The sequence below is a fragment of the Pelomonas sp. Root405 genome (assembly GCF_001425165.1).
GTDB lineage: Bacteria > Pseudomonadota > Gammaproteobacteria > Burkholderiales > Burkholderiaceae_C > Pelomonas.
In genome coordinates, this window is sequence record NZ_LMDU01000011.1 from 334,502 (window position 1) to 355,117 (window position 20,616).

Sequence of the window (20,616 nt, forward strand, 5' to 3'; positions counted from 1 at the left end):
GCGCGCGCGCCGTGGCTACACTGCGCGCCTTCGAACCGAGAGCTGACCCGATGGGCAGCGAAGGAGGACATCATGGCCAAGGTACTTCACCCCTGCTGAGACTGCGCGCTGAAAGCATTTAGCGCTGCCTGCCTGCTGCCGCCCCGTCTGCGCTGACCGGCGCCAGCCCATCGATTCCCGCGGCTGCCCGCTCAGGGCGGCCGATCTCGAACCCTGTCATGACAATTCGCCTTCTCGGCCTGGGCTTGGGCCTGGGTCTTTGCGCCCTTGCCTTGCCCGCATGGGCACTCAACAGCCCTGCCCATCCCACCGCGCTGCGCCTGGCCGCCGGCGCACCTGCCCCGGTGATCGACGGCCGCCTCGACGACGAGGCCTGGCAGCGGGCGCCCGTCTACGAGCACTTTGCGCAATTCCTGCCCGTCGACAAGCAGCCCGCGCGCTGGCGCACGACCGTGCAGGTGCTGGTCACCGGCGACGCCCTCGTCTTCGGCATCCGCGCCTGGGACCCGGCGCCCGGCCGCATCCGCGCACCGCTGGCCCGGCGCGACCAGGTCAAGGCCGATCAGGACTATGTCGCCGTCTTCATCGACCCCGTCGGCCACCGTCGCACGGCGCAGTTCGCGCGAATCAGCGCGGCCGGCGCCGTCGAGGACGGCTTGTACGCGGCCGAGGAAGCGAAGGAGGACGCCGCACCCGACTTCGACCTCGACGCCGCCACCACGCGCCTGCCCGACGGCTACAGCGTCGAGCTGCGCTGGCCGCTGGCCGCGCTGCGGTTCCCGCACACCGGTGGAGCGCCCTGGCGCCTCATGGTCACGCGCAACATCCCGCGCGAGGACCGCACGCTCAACGTCAGCGCGCCGGCCTTGACCAAGGACGCGCTCAGCTTCATCGCCGAACTGCCGCCGCTGGACGGCCTGGGCGACCTCGTCGAGCAGGTGCGCGAACGCAGCTTCATCGCCTTCCGCCCCGAGTTGACGCTGCGCTCGACACGCGACAGCAGTGACGCGGACGGCACGCGCCGCGGACCCAAGGCTTCGCTCGGCGCCGAGTTCAAGTGGCGCCCGCGCGCCGACTGGGTGCTGGACGCGACGCTGAACCCCGACTTCTCGCAGGTGGAACTGGACGAACCGCAGCTGGCCGGCAACACCCGCTTCGCATTGAGCGTGCCGGAGAAGCGCGCCTTCTTCCTCGAAAGCTCGGACGTCGTCGGCCCGACCCAGCCCGACGAATCGGGCGAGAACCGCAGCCTCGCGGCCTTCTACACCCGCGCCATCACCGACCCCGACTGGGGCCTGCGTGCCACGTGGCGCGGCGCGGACGCCGAGGCCACGGCGCTGCACCTGCGCGACGCCGGCGGCGGCCCGGTGCTGCGCGCCAGCGCCTTTGCGACCCGCGTCGGCACGCAGCCGCGCGGTTCACAGGCCAGCTTTGCGCGCGGGCGCATGCAGTTTGGGGATCTCGGCTGGGCCGGGCTGGTGTCGCGGCGTGATTTCGGCAGCGGGCTGACGACGCGGGTCGTTGGCAGCGACGGCGTCTGGCGGGCCGGCGACAGCGACCAATGGCGCGGCCACCTGCTGCTGTCGACCACGACCTTGGGCTTGGATGAGGACGGCGAAGTGCAGCGCGTCAACCGCGAGCGCGGCCATCGCGCATGGCTGGGCTGGCAACACCGCGACGCCGACTGGATCGCCAACGTCAACATCGAGGAGATCAGCCCGCGGTTCGCCAACGACAACGGCTTCGTCAACCAGAGCGGCATCCGCCGCGCGGCCGGCCTGGCCTACCTCCGCCTCGGCCCGCGCGAACTGCTGGTCGACATGCATGAGAGCGAGGTGACGCTCAAGCTGCAGGAGACGCGCACGCTGGCCGACCCGCTGCTGGGCGTTGTCGCCGGCCAGGTCGTCGACCGCCTCGTGCAACCGGGCTTCTGGTTCGCGGCGGCGCGCAACACCGGCGTCTGGGGCCATGTCGGCCTGGACAGCCACCGCGCCAGGACCGGCAGCCGGCTGCATGCGACACGCACCCTGCTGCTGGGTTTCGAATCCAACCCGGGCGAGCTGCTGAACTTCCTCTATGCCGAGGTCGAATGGGGTCGCCGCCTGGATGTGGAGGCGGACCGTGTCGGCCTGGGATTGCAGGCCGAGGTGCAGGCCCAATTGCGTGCGCCCCTGCCCGGCGGACTGTGGCTGGAGTTCGAGCAGCGCCTGGGTCTGGGCTACGTCGAAGGACCCGACGGCCGGCGCGCTTTCACGGACCGCAGCGCACAGAGCTTGATCGTGCTGCATGTCAGCCCCCGCGATTCGCTGCGGCTCATCCACCAGCAGACCCACTTCAGCCGCCGTGCCGAGCCGGGCCTGAGCCTGGTCGCCGCGCACGACACCGGCCGGGTGCTGTCGTTGATGTTTCAGCACCGCATCGGCCTGGCCCGCGTCATCAGCCTGGGGCTGAGCCGGGCCCGCCAAACGCCGGGTGCGGTGCGCGCCAGCGAAGTCTTCGCCAAGGCGACGCTCGGGTACTGAGCCGCCGGGACGTGCCGTAGGCTGCTATAGGAGGCCGCCCGAACGGGGCCAGAAACGAACAAAGCGCCCGAAGGCGCTTTGTTGTTGTGTGCCGTGAGGCTGGGAGATCAGTAGCCGCCCGAACGGCCACCGCCGCCGTAGCCACCACCGCCGCCGCCGTAGCCGCCGCCACCGCCGGAACGGCCACCGCCGCCACCGCCGTAGCCGCCACCACCGGAACGGCCACCGCCGCCACCGCCGTAGCCACCACCACCACCGGCGCTGCCGCCGCCACCGTAGCCGCCGCCACCGCCGGAACGGCCACCGCCGCCACCGCCATAGCCGCCACCACCGCTGCCGCCACCGCCGTAACCGCCGCCGCCGCCGAAGCCGCCACCACCGGAACGGCCACCGCCGCCACCGAAGCCGCCCGGACGCTCTTCACGAGGACGAGCCTCGTTGACGACGATGGCGCGGCCTTCGAGGGCCTGGCCATTCATGCCGTTGATTGCGGCTTGCGCCTCGGCATCCGAACCCATCTCGACGAAGCCGAAACCTTTCGAACGACCCGTTTCACGATCCATCATGACCTTTGCGGAGGTCACAGTACCGAACTGACCGAACGACTCTTGCAGCGACTCATCACGCACGCTGTAGGCGAGGTTGCCCACGTATAGCTTGTTTCCCATGGGGAAGCCCTTCTCTTCTCAAAACCAAAAAACCATGTGGACTTTCAACCCATCGTGAACCATTCAAGCGAAGGTGCGGCGTCCAGACACAGGCAATTGATTATGGTGGCGGGGTTTGAGCTTGCGCGACGCCCCTCCGGGAAGTGTTGTTTTTCAGAGCTAGCACAAACCCTGGCGATTGCCGGTCATCACCTTCTCGTCATCGATACCATCGCCGCCCCGAGCCCCAATCCATGACGCCCAGCCTGCTTACCGCCCTCTCCCGCGTGCTCGCCAGCATCGACGCGCTGCGCAATCTGCGCGCCCTGTACGCACTGCTGGCGGGCTTCTGCACCGCGGGCCTGCTTCTTGCCATGGCCCAGTCCGCGCTGGTGCGCGAGCAGAACCTGCTCAGCGCGGTGTGGATGGGCCTGGCGCTGGCTGTCGCTTTTTTTGGCGTCAATGCCACCGGCCTGATGCTGATGGACCAGGCCCGCGGTCTGCCGGTGCGGGACCCGCAGGACGCTTTCGCGGACGCGCTGCACAGCGCCCACCGCGTGCTGCTCGCGCTGCTGGCCTGCGTGGCTGCGGCAGGCTTGGCCGCGCTGTTACTGGCCGGACTGCTGTGGGCGACGCGATTGCCCGGCGTCGGCGCGCCGCTGCTGGCCATCGTGTTGCCAGCCGGGGTGCTGCTGCTGGGCGGCATCAGCTTTGCGCTCGTCATCCTGGTGGGGCCGCTGGCCGGGCCTGCCGTCTGGGCCGGCCGGCGCAGTGCCGGCGTGCTGGCCTTCCTACGCGGCCGGCTGCGCCACGGCCTGCCTGAGACGGCCCTGCTGATGGCCGCCGTCTACCTGCTGGCCGCGCTGGCCACGGCGGCGGTCAGCTTCGTCGTCGTCAGCGGCGGCCGCTTCATGGCCGGCCTGGCCATCCTGGGCGCGGGGATTGAGCTGCCCGCCGGACAGCTGCTGGCGGGCGTCATGGGGCTGGGCCCACGCGGCTTGGGCGCCCGCGGCGTGCCGCTTCAGGGCGGGTCGCTCGGGCTGGCGGCACTGATCGGTGGCGGTGTCGTCTTCGCCATCGCGCTGGTGCTGCCGACGCTGGTCTGGCTGCGCGGTTGTTGCGCCGTCTACCTGGCGTTGACGGACGAGGAATGACCGCGCCTCGGATCGCTTCGCTGGTGCCCAGCGCGACCGAAACGCTGGTGGCCCTTGGTCTCGGCCATCGTCTCGTAGCGCGCACCGGTTTCTGCATCCACCCGGCCGAAGTCGTTGCGGACGTCCCCAAGGTGGGCGGCACCAAGGACGTCAACCTGGCCAAGCTGAAGAAGCTGATGCCGACGCATGTCGTCGTCAACGTCGACGAGAACCGGCTGGAGACCTTCGAGGCGCTGCGGCAGTTCGTGCCCCAAGTCATCGTCACGCACCCGCGCCGGCCCGAGGACAACCTGATGCTGTTCGAGCAGCTGCGCGCCGCCTTTGCGGACGAGGCCGGCGTCAACGAGCGCGCTGCGTCACTGTCGGCCGAGTTCCGTGCCGCGCTGGCTGGCTGCCGGGCCGTGCCAAGGCCGGACGAGAACGTGCTGTACCTGATCTGGCGCGAGCCCTGGATGACGGTGGCGCGTGATACCTATATCTCCACGCTGCTGGCCGAGGCCGGCTGGCGCACTTGGCCGAACGCGCTGGGCGGCGAGCATGGCGCCGGCCGCTATCCGGTATTGCAGGGCGACGAAGCCTGGTTGAGGCGCATCGACCGCGTGCTGCTCAGCTCCGAGCCCTACCGCTTCGATGCCACGCACATGGCTCAAGCGCAGGCGCTGTGCCCGCAGGCGCGTGTGCAACTCGTCGACGGCGAGCTGCTGAGCTGGTGGGGCGCCCGTGGTGCCGCCGGGCTGGACTACCTGCGCCGCCTGAGAAGCTAGCCACAATCGCCCGCCATGGACATCTACAAGCCCCTCGTCGCGCTGCTGGCCATCGTGAACCCGATCGGCGTGGTGCCCTTCTTCATCCACTTCACGGCCGCGTTCTCGCGCCAGCAGCGGCGCCGGACCATCATCGTCAGCGCCTGCACGGCCGGCATCGTCATCGCGCTGTCCGCACTGTTCGGCCTGAAGATCATCGAGTTCTTCGGCATCTCGCTGGCCAGCTTCCAGGTCGGCGGCGGCTGCCTGCTGCTGATCAGCTCGCTGCAGATGCTCAATGCCAAACCCGCCGAGGCCAGGCCGCAGGACGTCAGCGATGGCGACAACAAGGTGGACGCCGGCGCCAGCATCGCCGTGGTGCCGCTGGCCATCCCGCTGCTGACCGGCCCGGCGACCATCTCCACCATGGTCATCTACGCGGACAAGACCCGCGTCTGGTGGGAGCTGGCCATCCTCTGCGGCTATGGCATCGTCGTCGCGCTGGTGACCTTCATCGTCTTCTCCGCCAGCGGCAAGATCGCCCGCGTGCTGGGCCAGACCGGCATCAACATCATGACGCGGCTGATGGGCCTCATCCTGGCCGCGCTGGCCGTGGAGCTGCTCGCCGACGGGCTGATCAAGCTCTTCCCGGTGCTGGCCGCGCGAACGATGGGGTAGACATGAGCCTGTTCAACCTGCCACCGATCTGGATGGCACCCATGGCCGGCGAGGCCGCCAGCAGCGCACTGGTTGCCGCCGTCAGCGCGGGCGGCGGCTTCGGCCAGCTCGGCGCGGCCTATCTGGCGCCGGCACGCATCGGTGAGCTGGCGGCGGACATCCGCGGGCGCACCGAGCGGCCCTTCGGCATCAACCTGTTCTGCCCCCTGCCCTGGCTGCGCGACGACCCCGCACTGGACGCCTATCTCGCGCGCCTGGCCGCCTGGCATGCCGAGCTGGGCCTGCCCGCTCCGGCACGGCCCGAGCGCTTCGAGGAGGACTTCGAGGCCCAGCTCGAAGCCACCATCGCTGCCCGGCCCGCCGTCATCAGCTTCGTCATGGGTGACCCCGGCGTGGCGCGGGTCGCTGCGCTGAAGGCCCAGGGCTTCACGGTCATCGGCACGGCCACGCAGGTGTCCGAGGGACGCATGCTGCAGGCCAGCGGCGTCGATGCCGTCGTCGCGCAGGGCTACGAGGCTGGCGGGCATCGTGGTGGCTTCCTCGGCACGCCGGAGGGTGCGCTGATCGGCACGATGGCGCTGGTGCCGCAACTCGTGGATGCGCTCGGCATTCCCGTCATCGCGGCGGGCGGCATCGCCGATGCGCGCGGCGTGGCTGCGGCGCAGGCGCTGGGTGCGAGCGCGGTGACGGTGGGCACGGCCTTTCTGCTCGTCGATGAATGCCCGCTGTCGCCGGCCTACCGCGCCGCGCTGATGGCCGCCGGCGATGCCGACTCGACGCTGACGCGCGCCTTTTCCGGCCGCCATGCCCGCGGCGTGGCCAACCGCGTCACGCGCGAACTCGAAGGCGCGGCGCTGCCTGCCTTCCCGCAGCCCAATGCCGCGAGCCGGCCGATGCGCCAGGCGGCGGCCAAGGCCGGCCAGGCCGACTTCATCAGCCTCTGGGCCGGCCAGGCGCTGCCGGTCAACCGGGCGCCCGGCACGGCGGCGCAGCTGGTCGCCGCGTTGGCCAAGGGCTGGCGCGCTTGACCGCCAGCCTCCTGCTGCTGGAAGACGACCCCGCCATCGCGGACACGGTCGTGTTCGCGCTGCGGCGCGAGGGTTTCGCCGTCGAGCACCGCGCCTGGCTGGCCGAGGCGCGAGAGCGCCTGCGCAGCGGACCCGCGCCGGACCTGCTCATCCTCGACATCGGCCTGCCCGACGGCCACGGGCTGGACCTGTGCCGCGAGCTGCGCAGCGGGCCGTTGAAATATCTGCCCGTCATCGTGCTGAGCGCGCGCAGCGAGGAGATGGACCGCGTGCTCGGCCTGGAGCTGGGCGCCGACGACTATCTCGCCAAGCCGTTCAGCCCGCGCGAACTCGTCGCCCGCGTGCGCGCCCTGCTGCGTCGCGCCCAGCCCCTGCCGGCCGTGACCAAGGGTTTCGCGGTCGACGGCGCACGGGTCAGCCTGGACGGCGTGCCGCTCAACCTCACCAAGCTGGAGCTGGGCCTGCTGACCCACCTGCTGCGCGCACCGCAGCGCATTCACAGCCGCGACGCGCTGCTGGACGCCGTCTGGGGCAGCAGCGCCGAAAGCGCCGACCGCACGGTGGACACCCACATCAAGACCCTGCGCGCCAAGTTGCGCGAGGCGGCGCCGGCGCGCGACCCGATCAAGACGCACCGGGGTCTCGGTTACTCCCTGGAGCCGTAGCCGATGCGCCTGGGCCTGCGCGTCTTCTTCGGCTTCTTCCTGATCGCCGGGCTCAGCGCGGCGCTGCTGCTCAAGGTCTTCCTGGCCGAGGTCAAGCCCAGCGTGCGCGAGGTCATGGAAGACCTGATGGTCGACACAGCCAACCTGCTGGCCGAAGTCGCTGCGGAAGAAATGACGGCCGGCGGCGTCAGCCCCGACGGCCGACTGGCCGCCCAACTGCAGCGTTATGCCCGACGCGAGATCGACGTCACGATCTGGGGCCTGCGCAAGCAGAGCCTGGACCTGCGCATCTATGTCACGGACGCCGCCGGCCGCGTCGTGCTCGACTCCGGCCAGCCATCGGCCGTCGGGCAGGACTATTCGCAATGGCGCGACGTGGCGCTGACGCTGCGCGGCGACTACGGCGCGCGGTCCTCGCGCGCCTATGGCACCGATGACCGCAGCACCGTGCTCGTCGTCGCGGCGCCGGTGATCAAGGGCGGCGCCCGGCTGGGTGTCGTCAGCGTCGCCAAGCCGGTGGCCAGTGTGCAGCGCTTCATCGACCGCGCCGAGCAGCGCGTCTTCCTGGCCGGCGCCGCGCTGCTGGCGGCCAGCCTCACCATCGGCGTGGCGGTGACGCTGTGGCTGGTGGCCTCGGTGCGCAAGCTGCGCCGCTATGCCCAGCAGGCCCAGGCCGGCCAGGCGATTGCCCCGCCCGACATGCCCGGCGAGCTGGGCGACCTGGCCTTGGCCATGGACGACATGCGCCGCCGCCTGGAAGGCCGCGAGCAGTTGGAGCACGATGTGCGCGCGCTGACGCATGAACTGAAGAGCCCGCTGGCCGCACTGCGCGCCAGCGGCGAGCTGCTGCAGGAGGAACTGCCCGCCGCCGACCGCCAGCGCTTTGCGGCCCAGGTGCTGGACCAGACCGCCCGGCTGCAAACGCTGGTGGAGCGGGTGTTGGCGCTGTCGCAGCTGGAAGCGCAAGTGGGGCTGGGCGAACGGCAGCGTATCGTGCTGGCCGACTGGGCCGAGGCGCAACTGGAGCGGCAGGCGTCGCGGCTGGCGCAACAAGGCCTCGGCATCGTCTGGACGGCGCGGGAAGATGCGGCGGTCGATGCGGATGCGGCGCTGCTGGAGCTGGCATTCGGCAACCTGCTGATCAATGCCATCGACTTCGCGCCTGCGGGAACGACGCTCGAACTGGCCGTCAGCACGACGCCGACGAGCGCCCGGCTGGCGCTGAGAGACCACGGACCGGGCGTGCCGGCGGCGGCGTTCGCGCAACTGGGCAGACGCTTTTTCTCCACGGCCCGGCCGGGCAGCCTGGTCAAGGGTTCGGGCCTGGGGCTGGCCATTGCACGGCGGGTGGCCGAGCTGCACGGCGGGCGGCTGGTGTTCGAGGCGGCGGACCCGGGCTTGCGCGTCACGCTCGTGCTTCCACGCTGACTTCACCGAGGCTTCACACAGCCCTTCGTGCCCTCACCGCCGCTGGCGATGCTGGCGGCATGAAGCTCAACCCCACCTTTTCCAAGCTGGCCATCCTGGCCGTCGTCACCGCCCTGCTGTGCATCGTGCTCGCCGAAATCGGCGGTCTCGTGCATGAGCGACAGATGCGCCAACGCGAGGCCGCGCAGAGCGTCGAGCAGTCCTTGGCGGGCGCCCAGGCGCTGGCCGGGCCGCTGCTGGTGAGGGCCTGCAAGGAAACCTGGGTCAACACTGATCTGAGCAAGGACACCGTCGAGTCGCGCGACTTCTGGCTCGTTGCGGCGCCGGCCAAGTTGCAGGTCACCGGCGGCATCAGCCCCGAGGTGCGCAAGCGCGGCCTCTTCAAGGTCAACACCTATGCCAGCCAGCTCAGCGTCGAGGCGCGCTGGGATGCGCTGCCGGCGCTGGTGCCCAAGGCAGAGCATCCCAACGGCCGGCTGGCCTGCGACGACCCCGCGGTGATCGTGGCAGTGAGCGACACGCGCGGCATCCGCACGGCCGAGCTCAAGCGCGACGGGCGCGAGCTGAACGTACGACCGGGCGCACTCTACCCGGCCTTCCGCGGTGGCCTGCATGCCGTGCTGCCCGACTTGCGCACGGACGAGCCGCTGGTGGTGTCGCTCAAGCTCAGCCTCGTCGGCAGCCAGCGCTTGGGGTTGGTGCCCGCCGCCGGCGACACCCAGGTCAGCCTGCAATCGAGCTGGCCGCACCCAAGCTTCACCGGCCAGTTTCTGCCCATCGAGCACCATGTCGGCGTCAGCGGCTTCACGGCGCGCTGGCAGGTCTCGTCACTGGCCAGCACGGCCGTGTCCGATGTGCAGGCCGGGCGACCTCTGCCCGAACTGGCCGCAGGCGATGCGGTCATATCAAACTATTCCGCAGCAGCAAAGGCGCCAAAAGGCGGCGGCCTGGACATCCTGGCCGTCGAACTGATCGACCCTGTGAACCCGTATGTGATGAGCGACCGCGCCATCAAATACGGCCTGATGTTCATCGCGCTGACCTTCGTCACCGTCGGCCTGACCGAGCTGCTGACGGGCCGACGCGTGCACCCGGTGCAATACCTGCTCGTCGGCATGGCGCTGAGCCTGTTCTTCCTGCTGTTGCTGAGCCTGTCCGAGCACCTGCCCTTCCTGGTGGCCTATCTGATCGCCGCCGGCGCGGCGGCCGCCGTGTTGACGCAGTACGCCGCGGCCATGCTGGGCGGCTGGCTGCGCGGCGCGGCGTTCGGCGGCGGCGTCGCGCTGCTGTACGGCGCGCTCTACGTGTTGCTGAGCCGAGAGCAGACGGCGCTGGTCATCGGCGCGGTGCTGCTGTTCGCGGTGCTGGCACTGGTCATGACGCTGACGCGCAGGCTGGACTGGTACCGCCTGGGCAGCGACGCAAGCGGCACGAAGGGGGAGTGATTTACGCTAGGGCTTGCTGCGCGCCGCGCGGCGCCCAGCATCTCCCTCATGGCCCAACAAGGTTTCGACTACATCATCGTGGGCGCCGGCACGGCCGGCTGCCTGCTCGCGAACCGGCTCACCGCCAACCCGCACAAGCGCGTGCTGCTCATCGAGGCCGGCGGTAAGGACGACTATCACTGGATTCACATCCCCGTCGGCTATCTCTACTGCATCGGCAACCCGCGCACCGACTGGTGCTTCAGCACCGGGGCCGAAGCGGGCCTCAACGGTCGCGCGCTGCGCTACCCGCGCGGCAAGGTGCTGGGGGGCAGCTCCAGCATCAACGGCATGATCTACATGCGCGGCCAGAGCCGCGACTACGAGCACTGGGCCGACGTGACCGGTGACGACACCTGGCGCTGGGAACGCGTGCTGCGCGCGTTCCGCCGCCACGAGAACCACTGGCGGCTGGACAACCCCAAGACCGCGCCCGACGGGTTTGCGACCACGCACGGGCACAAGGGCGAATGGCGCGTCGAGCAGCAGCGACTGCGCTGGCCCATCCTCGACGCTTTCGCCGCCGCGGCATCCCAGGCCGGCATCCCGGCGACCAGCGACTTCAATGCAGGCAACAACGAGGGCGTGGGTTATTTCGAGGTGAACCAGAAGAAGGGTCTGCGCTGGAACGCCGCCAAGGCCTTCCTGCGGCCCACCACCTTCGGCCGGCCCAACTTCGAGCTGTGGACCGGCGCCCAGGTACGCAAGCTGCGGCTGCTGCGTGACGACTCGGGCCTGCGTTGCAGCGGCGTGGAGGTGCAGACGCCGCATGGCGTGGAACAACCCTGGATCAATGTCGGGGGCGAGGTCATCCTCTGCGCTGGCGCCATCGGTTCGCCGCACATCCTGCAGCTCTCGGGCCTGGGGCCCGCTGCGCTGCTGCAGGGCCTGGGCGTCCCGGTCGAGAGTGACCTGCCCGGCGTTGGCGCCAACCTGCAGGACCATCTGCAGGTGCGCGCGGTCTACAAGGTGCAGGGCGCCAAGACGCTGAACACGCGCTCGTCGTCGCTGATCGGCAAGGCCATGATGGGCCTTGAATTTGCGCTGCGCCGCAGCGGCCCGCTGAGCATGGCGCCCAGCCAGCTCGGTGCCTTCACGCGCAGCAGTCCCGACAAGACCTGGCCCGACCTGGAGTTCCACGTGCAGCCGCTGTCGCTGGACGCTTTCGGCGAGCCCCTGCACGCCTTCAATGCGTTCACGGCCAGCGTCTGCAACCTCAACCCGACCAGCCGCGGCACGGTGCAGGCCATCTCACCGGATTCGGCGGTGGCGCCGGCCATCCGGCCCAACTACCTGTCCACCGACGCCGACCGCCACATCGCGGCACAGAGCCTGCGGCTGACGCGCAAGATCGTGTCGCAGCCGGCGCTGGCGGGCTTCAAACCGGAGGAATACCGGCCAGGGCCGCAGTACGAGACCGACGAGGAACTGGCACGCCTGGCCGGCGACATCGCGACGACCATCTTCCACCCGGTGGGCACCTGCCGCATGGGCCGCAAGGATGACCCCGGCGCGGTCGTCGATTCACGGCTGCGCGTGCGCGGCGTGACGGGGCTGCGCATCGCGGATGCCAGCGTGATGCCGACGATCACCAGCGGGAACACTAACTCGCCGACCTTGATGATTGCGGAGAAGTTGGCGGGGTGGTTGGCGGGATAGTTCGCGCGCCAACCGTTATTGCTGCAAAGTTCGAGGCACCGTGTCTCCAACGCTCGCCACACAGATCGCCGCTCGGTGGTTCCCCCATCGTTGGTGGTTGATGGCGGTCTCGTTGGCCGGCGCAGCGTTGCTGTTCATCGCCATGACCTACGGATCGGCAGAGACGGCAGCCATCGCGGCCACGCTGGCCGGGCCGGCCATCGCCGTGCCTTGGGCTGGGCTCTGTGCCTGCATCTGGTTCCATCCACAACGCGGCAACATGCAGCCTGGCAACAGGTTCATCGGCAGACTGCCGAACGCGGTTCAGCTCTTTTTCCGCTGGTATGCCTCGTTGTTTCTGGCGGCGTTTGTCCTGATGGGATTGGTGGTCTGGCCAGCGCTGGCGCTGGCCTGGCTTTGAATCGAGCTGCTGCCATGCCGAGAAAGGGCTTTGCCAAGTTTGTCGCATGGGCCCTGTGCTGCCTGCTTGGCGCTGGCGCGGCAACCTCGCAAGGGGCCGGCGCCGAGCCCGCCGCGTCGCCCGCCAAGAATGCCATGCACTACCGCTACTGGGACTGGGGCGCCACGCCGAGGCGCGACGACTACCAGTTCGCGCTGCTGACGCTGGCGCTGGACAAGACCGTCAGGGACCACGGGCCCTACCAGCTCTCCCGCGTGAAGCGCAGCTACTCCACGGCCAGGCTCCGGCGCGAGATCAATCGCGGCGAAGTGGTGAACGTGCACGCCGGGCCGTGGCGGCCGCTGGAAACCCGCGAAGACAAGCTGCCGGAGCGCAGCCTGCGCATCAACATTTCGCTCTTCAAGGATTTGCTGGGCTACCGCAAGCTGCTGATCCGCCGCGCCGATCTGGAGCGGTTCAAAGGCATCCAGCATGCGGACGACCTGAAGAAGCTGGTGGTCGGGCAGGCGAACGGCTGGGTCGATGTCGACATCTACCGGCACAACGGCTACGCCGTCAATGACACCCCGACCCCGGCCTCGCTGTTCGACATGCTGGCCAAAAAGCGCATCGACTACATCCCGATCAGCGTCACGGATGTCGAGACCGCGCTGAACCCCCGCCCTGAACTGGCCGGCGAGCTGATGCTGCTGCCTGACATCACGCTGCACTTCGCGCTGCCCATCATCTTCTACGTCAACATCCATGAACCGCAGATGGCGGAGCGGCTGGAGAAGGGCTTGAACCTCGCCCGGCAGGACGGGTCCTTCGAGCGGCTGTTCCAGGCCTCGTTTGCCGACGAACTGCGGCTCATCCGAGAGGGTGCATCGAGGCGGTTCATGCTGGTCAACCCCTTCATTCCCAAGGAACTGGCGGCCGAGAAGCCGCTTGAGCCGACCGAGCACGACCCGCACCCGCCAAGGCGATAGGGCAGCTCGCGACCCGCCCTGCCGCGACAATTCGGCCCATGTCGTTGTCGTCCCCCCGGGTGCTCGCCGTCATCCCCCCGATGACGCAGCTGAACACGCCCTACCCGTCCACCGCCTACCTGACCGGCTTCCTGCGTTCGCGCGGCATCCACGCGCAGCAGGTGGACCTGGCGTTGGCGCTGGTGCTGGAGCTGTTCTCGCCCGCCGGACTTGACCAGATTCGCGACGCCGTGCTCGCCTTGCCCGACGCCGAGCGAACACCGCAGACCGCCTGGTTCTCCGCCGAGTTCCCGGCCATCGCCGCCGCGACGCCGCGCGTCATCGCCTTCCTCCAGGGCCGCGACCCCACCGTGGCGCATCGCATCAACACGCGATCCTTCCTGCCCGAAGGCGCGCGCTTCGCTTCGCTCGACAACTACGTCGATGAGGACGGCGGCGACCCGCTCGCCTGGGCCTTCGGTGCGCTGGGCTTGCAGGATCGCGCCCGCCACCTGGCCACGCTGTTCCTGAACGACCTGGCCGACGTGCTGCGCGACGCGGTGGATGCGCGCTTCGAATTCGTCCGCTATGCCGAATCGCTGGCCGCCGCCCAGGCTCACTTCGATCCGCTGGCCGAAGCGCTGGCCGCGCCACCCAATCTCGTCGACCGCACGCTGCACGCGCTGACTCTGGCCGCGCTGCTACAGCACCAGCCCGACGTCGTGCTGCTGTCCGTGCCCTTCCCCGGCTCGGTCTACGCCGCGCTGCGCATCGCGCAGACCATCAAGGCCGCGCGGCCCGAGGTCGTCTGCGTGCTGGGTGGCGGCTATGTGAACACCGAGTTGCGCGAGCTGGCCGAGCCGCGGGTCTTCGATGTCGTCGACTACGTGACGCTGGACGCCGGCGAGCGGCCGCTGCTCGCGCTGCTGGAGCACGTGGCGGGCAAGCGGTCCAAGACCCGCCTGGTGCGCACCTTCTGGCGCGACCAAGGGCAGGTCAAGTACACCAACTTCGTCGAACCCGACATTCCCTTCGACGACGTCGGCACGCCGACCTGGGACGGTCTGCCGCTGGACCGCTACCTGTCGCTGCTCGACATGCTCAACCCGATGAACCGGCTGTGGAGCGACGGGCGCTGGAACAAACTGACGGTGGCGCATGGCTGCTACTGGAAGAAGTGCAGCTTCTGCGACGTCAGCCTCGACTACATCTCGCGCTACGAGGCGGCGAGCGCCGAAGTGCTGGTGGACCGCATCGAGGCCATCGTCAAGGAGACCGGGCAGACGGGCTTCCACTTCGTCGACGAGGCCGCACCGCCCAAGGCGTTGAAGGCACTGGCCGAGGAGCTGATCCGCCGCGGCGTCGCCATCAGCTGGTGGGGCAATATCCGCTTCGAGAAGACCTTCACGCCGGAGCTGGCCCAGCTGCTGGCCGACAGCGGCTGCATCGCCATCTCGGGCGGGCTGGAGGTCGCATCGGACCGGCTGCTGCAGCTGATGAAGAAAGGCGTTTCCATCGAACAGGTGGCGCGCGTCACCAAGGCCTTTGCCGATGCGGGCGTGCTGGTGCACGCCTACCTGATGTATGGCTTCCCGACGCAGACGACGCAGGACACCGTGGACGCGCTGGAGTACGTGCGCCAGCTGTTCGAGAACGGCTGCATCCACAGCGGCTTCTTCCACCGCTTTGCCTGCACGGTGCACTCGCCGGTGGGCATGAACCCGGCGGAATACGGCGTCACGCTGCAGCCGCTGCCCGCCGACGGCCGCTTCGCGAAGAACGACATCGCCTTCATCGACCCGACGCCCACCGACCACGAGGGCCTGGGCCAGGGACTGAAGAAGGGCCTCTACAACTTCATGCACGGCATCGGCGTGGACAGCGACATCCGCAGCTGGTTTTCGGTGCGCGTGCCCAAGACCACGGTGCCGCGGCGCTTTGTCGAACGCGCGCTTGAGCGTTGACGACGCGAGCTATGACACCACCTCACTCCGACCCGAAACCGCGCCGGCCTTTACGGTTGCTCCTGCTTTGTACGGTTCTGGTCCTCGCCATCCTGTACGCCGTCTTTGGTCGCTCGCCGCCCCCGGCAGCCCACTCGGCATTGATTCGGGAGTACGAGCTCTACAAGAGCGAATTACGGCCCGACGCCACATTGCAATTCGAGGCACTCTCGACACTCGCCGACGAGGCGGGATTGAAGACGCTACTAAGCGGGCTGAATGTTGATTGCCGCGCCGACTGGACGGGGATACCTGATGCAACTCGCAGCTGCGCGGTCGATCTGAAGTCACTCAACGGCGTGCCGACGATGTATGTGAACTTCACGTTCGCCAGCAACCGGCTGCTGCGTGTCAGCACCGCAATTCCTCAGGAGGCTCATGCGCAGGGCCGAACCTACCTGGAACAGAGATTCGGCAAGCCCGAGGCAGTCCAACGATTCCCAAGCGCCGGCGTTCGCCTTGTGGGCTGGACCCTGAGCGATGGCTCAACCCTCTTCTACAACCGTGATCGCTTTGGCGAAGACTACGCACCAAGCTCCATCCAGTGGCTGCCCAAGAACGCCTGTGATGGCCGGCCGTGCATTGCAAATTGATCGATGTTCACCTCCACTTTCACCTTCGCCAAGGGCGACTACGACGCCGACTTCCACGCCCTGGATGAGCGCATCGCCGCGCTGGCCCGCGCCATCCCGGGCTACATCGGTGAAGAGACTTGGGAGAACGCCGCGACCGGGCTGATCTCCAACGTCTACTACTGGACCTCGATGGAGGCCTTGCAGCAGCTGATGAGCCACCCGTCGCACCGCGAGGCCAAGCAGGCCCAGGCGCGCTGGCTGAAGGGCTACCAGGTCGTCATCGCCGAGGTGGTGCGCACTTACGGCGACGGCGGCATTGCCCACCCGCTCAACCCTCAGCCCACCACCGCGCACTGACTTTTGTGCAGTGCACAATCGCCGCATCCAGCAGCAACGGAGTCGGCGATGCGGCGAGTCGTGTTCAACCAGAAGGGTGGCGTGGGCAAGTCCACGATCACCAGCAACCTCGCGGCGATCGCCGCAGCCAGCGGACGGCGCGTGCTCGTCATCGACCTGGACCGGCAGGGCAACACCAGCCGCTACCTGATGGGCGAATCTCTGGACGAGGGCGCGGCCGGCTCGGCCGAGTTCTTCGAGTCGACGCTGAAGTTCAGCGTGCGTGCACCCAGCGCGACCGAGTTCGTCACCGAGACGCCGTGGGAGAACCTGCACCTGATGCCGGCCAGCGCCGAGCTCGACGAGCTGCACGGCAAGCTGGAGAGCCGCTACAAGATCTACAAGCTGCGCGACGCGCTGCTGCCACTGGCCGATGACTACGACGAGATCTGGATCGACACGCCGCCGGCGCTGAACTTCTACACGCGCTCGGCGCTGATCGCCGCGCAGGGGTGCCTCATCCCCTTCGACTGCGACGACTTCTCGCGCCGCGCGCTCTACGGCCTGCTCGAAGCGGTCGAGGAGATCCGCGCCGACCATGCGCCCGAGCTGTCGGTCGAGGGCATCGTCGTCAACCAGTTCCAGGCCCGCGCCTCGCTGCCGCAGCGCGTCGTGCAGGAACTGCTGGACGAGGGCCTGCCGGTGCTGCAACCCTATCTGTCGAGCAGCGTCAAGGTCAAGGAATCGCATGAGCTGAGCCGGCCCATGATTCACCTCGACGCGCGCCACAAGCTGACGCAGGAAATGCAGGCGCTGTACGAAGCCCTCGGCTGACCGGCCTTTTCAGCGTTTGGGGGCGCGGCCCCAGCGGCCAGAATCGCGGCATGAGCACGTCCGCGCCCGCCCCTGAATCCGTCCACGTGGTGGGCGCCAGCATCCAGACCGAGCTGCCGGTCATCATTGCCGAGCTGGCCCCCATCGCCGACCGGCTGCGGCTGGCCCGCGAGGCCATCGACGAGCTGCGTGTCAGCCACCCGCAGTCGCCCGAGTCGAACGTGAAGGCGGCCTACATGAGCCCGTGGAAGAGCCACATGCTCTCGCCCAAGCTGATGCCACTGTGCGCCAGCGTGGTGGAGATTGCGAAGGCCGCCGCGCCCAAGGCCTGGTCGGGCGACTTCGGCCAGCTGGGGCTGGACCTGATCGTCACGCACTGCTGGGGCGCCATCTATGAAGAGGCCGACTACACGGCGCCGCACAACCACTTTCCGGCCGACCTGAGCTGCGTCGTCTACCTGGAGGCCGAGCCCGGCTGCGCGCCGCTGGTGTTCTCCAAGACCAGCGCCTACCAGCCGCGGCCGGCCACGCTGATCATGTTCCCCGGCATCACCATGCATGAGGTGCCGGCGACACCGGGGCGGCGCGTTGTCGTCGCGATGAATTTGTTCAAGCAGCTGGCACTGGACCCGACGGCAGCGGCGGCAGGCTGAAGCGCGCGCGCAGCCCCGGGCCGGCGTGGGCGTCCAGCAGTTGCAGCCGGCCGCCATGGCGCGCCGCGATGTCGGCCGCGATGGCCAGGCCCAGTCCGCTGCCGGTGCCCTGGGCGCCTTCGCCGCGGCGAAAGCGCTGCATGGCCACGGGGCGCTCTGCTGGCGGGATGCCGGGGCCGTTGTCCTCGACCTCCAGCCAGCTGCCGTCCGGCCCACTGCCGCAGCGCACCGTGATGCGCGCGCCGGCGCCGGCATAGCTGACGGCGTTGTGGACCAGGTTCTCCAGCAGCTCGCGCAGCAGGAAGGCATGCCCCAGGGCGGGCGCCTCGGCCAGCTCGAAGCCAAGGTCGACACCGGTCGGCAGGGCGCGGTGGGCCCAGTCCTGGCCGCACTCGGTGGCGATGTCGCGCAGGTCCAGCGCGTTGCCGACGTCGACGCTGCGGTCCTCGGCGCGCGCCAGTGACAGCAGCTGCTGGGCCAGGCGGGCGCTGCGCACGACGCGCTGGCGCAGCCGCTCCAACAGCGGGTCCATGCGCGGGTCGTGCGGCTCCAGCATCGCCAGCTCGATCTCGGTCTGCAGCGAGGTCAGCGGCGTGCGCAGCTGGTGGGCTGCGTCGGCCAGGAATTCCCGCTGCGCGCCGACCGCGCGGCCCAGGCGCTCGAACAGGCGGTTGAAGGCCGACTGCAGCGGCACCAGCTCGCGCGGCAGGCTGGCGTTCAGCGGCGTCAGCCGGTGCAGGTCGCGGTGCTCAAGTTCCACGCTCAGGCCGGTCAGCGGCGCCAGCCCCTGGCGGATGGCCCGCCAGGCCGCCAGGGCCAGCAGCGCCATCAGACCCAGCCCGCTCAGCGCCACCCGGCTGCCGATCTGGCGCTGCAGTGCGTCGCGCTTGTGCAGGGTCTCGGCCACCAGCACCTGGCAGGCGCCGGCACCGCAGGCGGCACCCAGCTGCACCAGGCGCAGCGCGCGGTCGCGCAGCCGGACATCGCCGTACGCGACACCGCCCACCACCTGCGGCGCCGGGCGTGGCTGCAGATCGGCCAGCCCGGCATCGCCCTGCAAGACCTCGCCGCTTGGCGCCAGCACCAGATAGAAGACATCGTCCTGGCGGTCGAAGCGCAGCGCCCGGTCCATGGTCGCGCTGACGTCGACACGCGGCTCGCCGCTGCGCAGGTCGATCTGGCCCGCCAGCGTCAGCGCGGTGTCCTCCAGCCCTTCATCGAGCCAGCTCTGCGCGCTTTGCTGCACCTGCTCGTAAAGCGCCCAGCCCAACAGCGGCAGGGCCACCAGCAGCGGCAGCATCAGCCAGCCGAACAGGCGGCGCTGCAGGCTGGCACGCGACGGCTCAGCCACTGGCTTCAGCCTATTTCCTCGAGGAGATAGCCAAGACCGCGCACGGTGCGCAGCCGCACGCCGCCGGGCTCGATCTTGGCGCGCAGGCGCGACAGGCAGACCTCGATGGCGTTGTCACTGACGCCCTGGTCCCAGGCGTTGCTGGCCAGCGCGATGTGCTCCTTGGCCACCACCTTGCCGGCGCGCGCCATCAGGAAGCCGAGCACGTCCCATTCGCGCGCCGACAGCGCCAGCGGTTCGTCCTCGATGTAGGCCCGACGCGCCTCCTGGTCGATGCGCAGGCGGGCCAGCTGCAGCTGGTTGCTGGTGCGCGCCTGGCTGCGGCGCACCAGCGCGCGGGCGCGGGCGACCAGCTCGGTCAGCGCAAACGGCTTGACGAGATAGTCGTCGGCCCCTCCTTCCAGTCCGCGCACACGGTCCTCGACGGCGTCGCGCGCGGTCAGGATCAGCACCGGCACGGTCAGGCCATCGGCGCGCACACGGCGCAACGTCTCGAAGCCGTCGATGCCGGCCAGGCCGATGTCGAGGATGAGCAGGTCGTAGGCGTCCTCGCGCAGCGAGCGCGGCACCGGCTCGCCGCGCGCCGTGCAGTCCACCACCCAGCCCTGGGAGCGCAGCGCGCGGGCAGTGGTCTCGACGAGTTGATCGTCGTCTTCAACGAGCAGGATGCGCATGGTGCGGCAGTATGGCGCGGGCGCCCGCCGCGGGCGCTGACACAGGGCTGTCGACGGCCCTGGACTACCATGGCCCGAACTTCAACGAACGAGTAGCGCATGAGCCAGATCCACTTCATTGGCGGCGAGAAAGGCGGCGTCGGCAAATCGCTGGTTGCCCGCGTGCTGGCCCAGCATTTCATCGACCGCGGCCTGCCTTTCCTGGGCTTCGACACCGACCGCTCGCACGGCGCGCTGACCCGCTATTACGCCGACTTCGCCGCACCGCTGCTGCTGGACGCACACGACAGCCTCGACCCCGTCATCGAAGCTGCCGCCGAACAGCCTGAGCGCCGCGTGCTCGTCGACCTGGCTGCGCAGACCCAGGGCGCGCTGACCCGCTGGCTCGACGAGGCCGGCGCGGCTGATGTGGCCGCCGAACTCGGCGTGCAGCTCAACTACTGGCATGTGATGGACGCAGGCCGCGATTCGACCGACCTGCTGCGCGCATGGCTGGACGGCTCCGCCGCCCGGCTGCCCCTGGTCATCGTGCTCAACGAGGTGCGCGGTGAGCGCTTCGAACTGCTGGCCGCCAGCGGCCTGCTGGAGCGCGCCCAGGCGCAGGGTGCCCGAGTAATCCACCTGCGCAAGCTGCCGGACTCGCTGCTGCAGAAAGTGGACGGCGCCGGTGCGAGCTTCTGGGCCGCATTGCAGGGCCCGGGCGGCCTCGGCCTGCTGGACCGGCAGCGCGTGCGCGTCTGGCTGCAGCGCGTCGGTAGCGAGCTGGACGCCGCGGGCGTTTGAACCGCGGCGCAGGCCGCGCTACTCGCGGCCGCCGAACTATGCGGTGATGCAC

Annotated in this window: 20 protein-coding genes; 17 read left to right on the forward strand and 3 right to left on the reverse strand. The window is 69.4% G+C overall.

Going from position 1 to position 20,616, the window contains the following annotated elements; all coding sequences use genetic code 11:
* Positions 1-218 precede the first annotated feature (218 nt).
* On the forward strand, positions 219-2,522 hold the full coding sequence (locus tag ASC81_RS11100) for a carbohydrate binding family 9 domain-containing protein (RefSeq protein WP_156391998.1): 2,304 nt from the start codon (positions 219-221) through the stop codon (positions 2,520-2,522).
* 107 nt (positions 2,523-2,629) lie between these two features.
* On the opposite strand, the gene ASC81_RS11105 is transcribed toward ASC81_RS11100, so the two are convergent.
* Positions 2,630-3,190, reverse strand: a complete 561-nt coding sequence (locus ASC81_RS11105) for an RNA-binding protein (RefSeq protein ID WP_056266595.1) — start codon at positions 3,188-3,190, stop codon at positions 2,630-2,632.
* Between the two features lie 233 nt (positions 3,191-3,423).
* Here ASC81_RS11105 and ASC81_RS11110 point away from each other — a divergent pair, with 233 nt between their 5' ends.
* Genes ASC81_RS11110 through ASC81_RS11180 form a run of 15 tightly spaced genes read left to right on the forward strand, consistent with a single transcriptional unit; the run spans position 3,424 to position 17,756 of the window.
* Entirely contained in the window at positions 3,424-4,323 is a 900-nt protein-coding gene (locus tag ASC81_RS11110) for a hypothetical protein (RefSeq protein ID WP_056266597.1), read from the forward strand.
* Positions 4,320-5,087 (forward strand): helical backbone metal receptor, encoded by a 768-nt coding sequence (locus tag ASC81_RS11115; RefSeq protein ID WP_056266600.1) that lies wholly within the window; start codon positions 4,320-4,322, stop codon positions 5,085-5,087. Before ASC81_RS11110 ends, ASC81_RS11115 begins: the two co-directional genes overlap by 4 nt.
* Positions 5,088-5,102: 15 nt before the next feature.
* On the forward strand, positions 5,103-5,744 hold the full coding sequence (locus tag ASC81_RS11120) for a MarC family protein (protein WP_056266603.1): 642 nt from the start codon (positions 5,103-5,105) through the stop codon (positions 5,742-5,744).
* Positions 5,745-5,746: 2 nt separating this feature from the next.
* On the forward strand, positions 5,747-6,772 hold the full coding sequence (locus ASC81_RS26990) for a nitronate monooxygenase family protein (RefSeq protein ID WP_056266605.1): 1,026 nt from the start codon (positions 5,747-5,749) through the stop codon (positions 6,770-6,772).
* The gene (gene creB, locus ASC81_RS11130; protein ID WP_156391999.1) at positions 6,769-7,437 is read left to right on the forward strand and encodes a two-component system response regulator CreB; all 669 of its coding nucleotides are present in this window, start codon (positions 6,769-6,771) and stop codon (positions 7,435-7,437) included. The genes ASC81_RS26990 and creB overlap by 4 nt, the downstream gene beginning before the upstream one ends.
* Before the next feature lie 3 nt (positions 7,438-7,440).
* Positions 7,441-8,865: a two-component system sensor histidine kinase CreC gene (creC, locus tag ASC81_RS11135; RefSeq protein ID WP_056266609.1), complete on the forward strand. Its 1,425-nt coding sequence runs from the start codon at positions 7,441-7,443 to the stop codon at positions 8,863-8,865.
* Between the two features lie 59 nt (positions 8,866-8,924).
* Positions 8,925-10,310: a cell envelope integrity protein CreD gene (creD, locus tag ASC81_RS11140; RefSeq protein ID WP_056266613.1), complete on the forward strand. Its 1,386-nt coding sequence runs from the start codon at positions 8,925-8,927 to the stop codon at positions 10,308-10,310.
* 48 nt (positions 10,311-10,358) lie between these two features.
* Complete coding sequence (locus tag ASC81_RS11145) at positions 10,359-12,008, forward strand: GMC family oxidoreductase (protein ID WP_056266615.1); 1,650 nt, start codon at positions 10,359-10,361, stop codon at positions 12,006-12,008.
* Positions 12,009-12,048: 40 nt separating this feature from the next.
* On the forward strand, positions 12,049-12,408 hold the full coding sequence (locus ASC81_RS11150; protein ID WP_156392001.1) for a hypothetical protein: 360 nt from the start codon (positions 12,049-12,051) through the stop codon (positions 12,406-12,408).
* A gap of 14 nt (positions 12,409-12,422) precedes the next feature.
* Positions 12,423-13,376, forward strand: coding sequence for a hypothetical protein (locus ASC81_RS11155; RefSeq protein ID WP_056266620.1), 954 nt, complete (start codon positions 12,423-12,425; stop codon positions 13,374-13,376).
* A 38-nt stretch (positions 13,377-13,414) separates the two neighbouring features.
* The gene (locus tag ASC81_RS11160; RefSeq protein ID WP_082536441.1) at positions 13,415-15,319 is read left to right on the forward strand and encodes a radical SAM protein; all 1,905 of its coding nucleotides are present in this window, start codon (positions 13,415-13,417) and stop codon (positions 15,317-15,319) included.
* A gap of 11 nt (positions 15,320-15,330) precedes the next feature.
* Entirely contained in the window at positions 15,331-15,951 is a 621-nt protein-coding gene (locus tag ASC81_RS11165) for a hypothetical protein (protein ID WP_156392003.1), read from the forward strand.
* A gap of 3 nt (positions 15,952-15,954) precedes the next feature.
* Positions 15,955-16,290: an antibiotic biosynthesis monooxygenase gene (locus ASC81_RS11170; protein WP_056266627.1), complete on the forward strand. Its 336-nt coding sequence runs from the start codon at positions 15,955-15,957 to the stop codon at positions 16,288-16,290.
* Between the two features lie 48 nt (positions 16,291-16,338).
* Complete coding sequence (locus tag ASC81_RS11175; protein WP_056266630.1) at positions 16,339-17,103, forward strand: ParA family protein; 765 nt, start codon at positions 16,339-16,341, stop codon at positions 17,101-17,103.
* Positions 17,104-17,153: 50 nt separating this feature from the next.
* Positions 17,154-17,756: a hypothetical protein gene (locus ASC81_RS11180; protein ID WP_056266632.1), complete on the forward strand. Its 603-nt coding sequence runs from the start codon at positions 17,154-17,156 to the stop codon at positions 17,754-17,756.
* Here the strand turns inward: ASC81_RS11180 and ASC81_RS11185 are convergent.
* Positions 17,713-19,107, reverse strand: coding sequence for a sensor histidine kinase (locus tag ASC81_RS11185; protein WP_056266635.1), 1,395 nt, complete (start codon positions 19,105-19,107; stop codon positions 17,713-17,715). The genes ASC81_RS11180 and ASC81_RS11185 overlap by 44 nt on opposite strands.
* Positions 19,108-19,112: 5 nt before the next feature.
* Positions 19,113-19,781, reverse strand: a complete 669-nt coding sequence (locus tag ASC81_RS11190; RefSeq protein WP_056266638.1) for a response regulator transcription factor — start codon at positions 19,779-19,781, stop codon at positions 19,113-19,115.
* 99 nt (positions 19,782-19,880) lie between these two features.
* On the opposite strand from ASC81_RS11190, the gene ASC81_RS11195 reads away from it, so the two are divergent.
* The gene (locus ASC81_RS11195) at positions 19,881-20,564 is read left to right on the forward strand and encodes a mobilization protein (protein ID WP_056266641.1); all 684 of its coding nucleotides are present in this window, start codon (positions 19,881-19,883) and stop codon (positions 20,562-20,564) included.
* The last annotated feature ends 52 nt before the right edge of the window (positions 20,565-20,616 follow it).

Bases quoted from the DNA above. Each gene is read 5' to 3' on its own strand.
- ASC81_RS11100 (WP_156391998.1), top strand. From the start codon at position 219: ATGACAATTCGCCTTCTCGGCCTGGGCTTGGGCCTGGGTCTTTGCGCC.
- ASC81_RS11105 (WP_056266595.1), bottom strand. From the start codon at position 3,190: ATGGGAAACAAGCTATACGTGGGCAACCTCGCCTACAGCGTGCGTGAT.
- ASC81_RS11110 (WP_056266597.1), top strand. From the start codon at position 3,424: ATGACGCCCAGCCTGCTTACCGCCCTCTCCCGCGTGCTCGCCAGCATC.
- ASC81_RS11115 (WP_056266600.1), top strand. From the start codon at position 4,320: ATGACCGCGCCTCGGATCGCTTCGCTGGTGCCCAGCGCGACCGAAACG.
- ASC81_RS11120 (WP_056266603.1), top strand. From the start codon at position 5,103: ATGGACATCTACAAGCCCCTCGTCGCGCTGCTGGCCATCGTGAACCCG.
- ASC81_RS26990 (WP_056266605.1), top strand. From the start codon at position 5,747: ATGAGCCTGTTCAACCTGCCACCGATCTGGATGGCACCCATGGCCGGC.
- creC (WP_056266609.1), top strand. From the start codon at position 7,441: ATGCGCCTGGGCCTGCGCGTCTTCTTCGGCTTCTTCCTGATCGCCGGG.
- creD (WP_056266613.1), top strand. From the start codon at position 8,925: ATGAAGCTCAACCCCACCTTTTCCAAGCTGGCCATCCTGGCCGTCGTC.
- ASC81_RS11145 (WP_056266615.1), top strand. From the start codon at position 10,359: ATGGCCCAACAAGGTTTCGACTACATCATCGTGGGCGCCGGCACGGCC.
- ASC81_RS11155 (WP_056266620.1), top strand. From the start codon at position 12,423: ATGCCGAGAAAGGGCTTTGCCAAGTTTGTCGCATGGGCCCTGTGCTGC.
- ASC81_RS11160 (WP_082536441.1), top strand. From the start codon at position 13,415: ATGTCGTTGTCGTCCCCCCGGGTGCTCGCCGTCATCCCCCCGATGACG.
- ASC81_RS11165 (WP_156392003.1), top strand. From the start codon at position 15,331: ATGACACCACCTCACTCCGACCCGAAACCGCGCCGGCCTTTACGGTTG.
- ASC81_RS11170 (WP_056266627.1), top strand. From the start codon at position 15,955: ATGTTCACCTCCACTTTCACCTTCGCCAAGGGCGACTACGACGCCGAC.
- ASC81_RS11175 (WP_056266630.1), top strand. From the start codon at position 16,339: ATGCGGCGAGTCGTGTTCAACCAGAAGGGTGGCGTGGGCAAGTCCACG.
- ASC81_RS11180 (WP_056266632.1), top strand. From the start codon at position 17,154: ATGAGCACGTCCGCGCCCGCCCCTGAATCCGTCCACGTGGTGGGCGCC.
- ASC81_RS11190 (WP_056266638.1), bottom strand. From the start codon at position 19,781: ATGCGCATCCTGCTCGTTGAAGACGACGATCAACTCGTCGAGACCACT.
- ASC81_RS11195 (WP_056266641.1), top strand. From the start codon at position 19,881: ATGAGCCAGATCCACTTCATTGGCGGCGAGAAAGGCGGCGTCGGCAAA.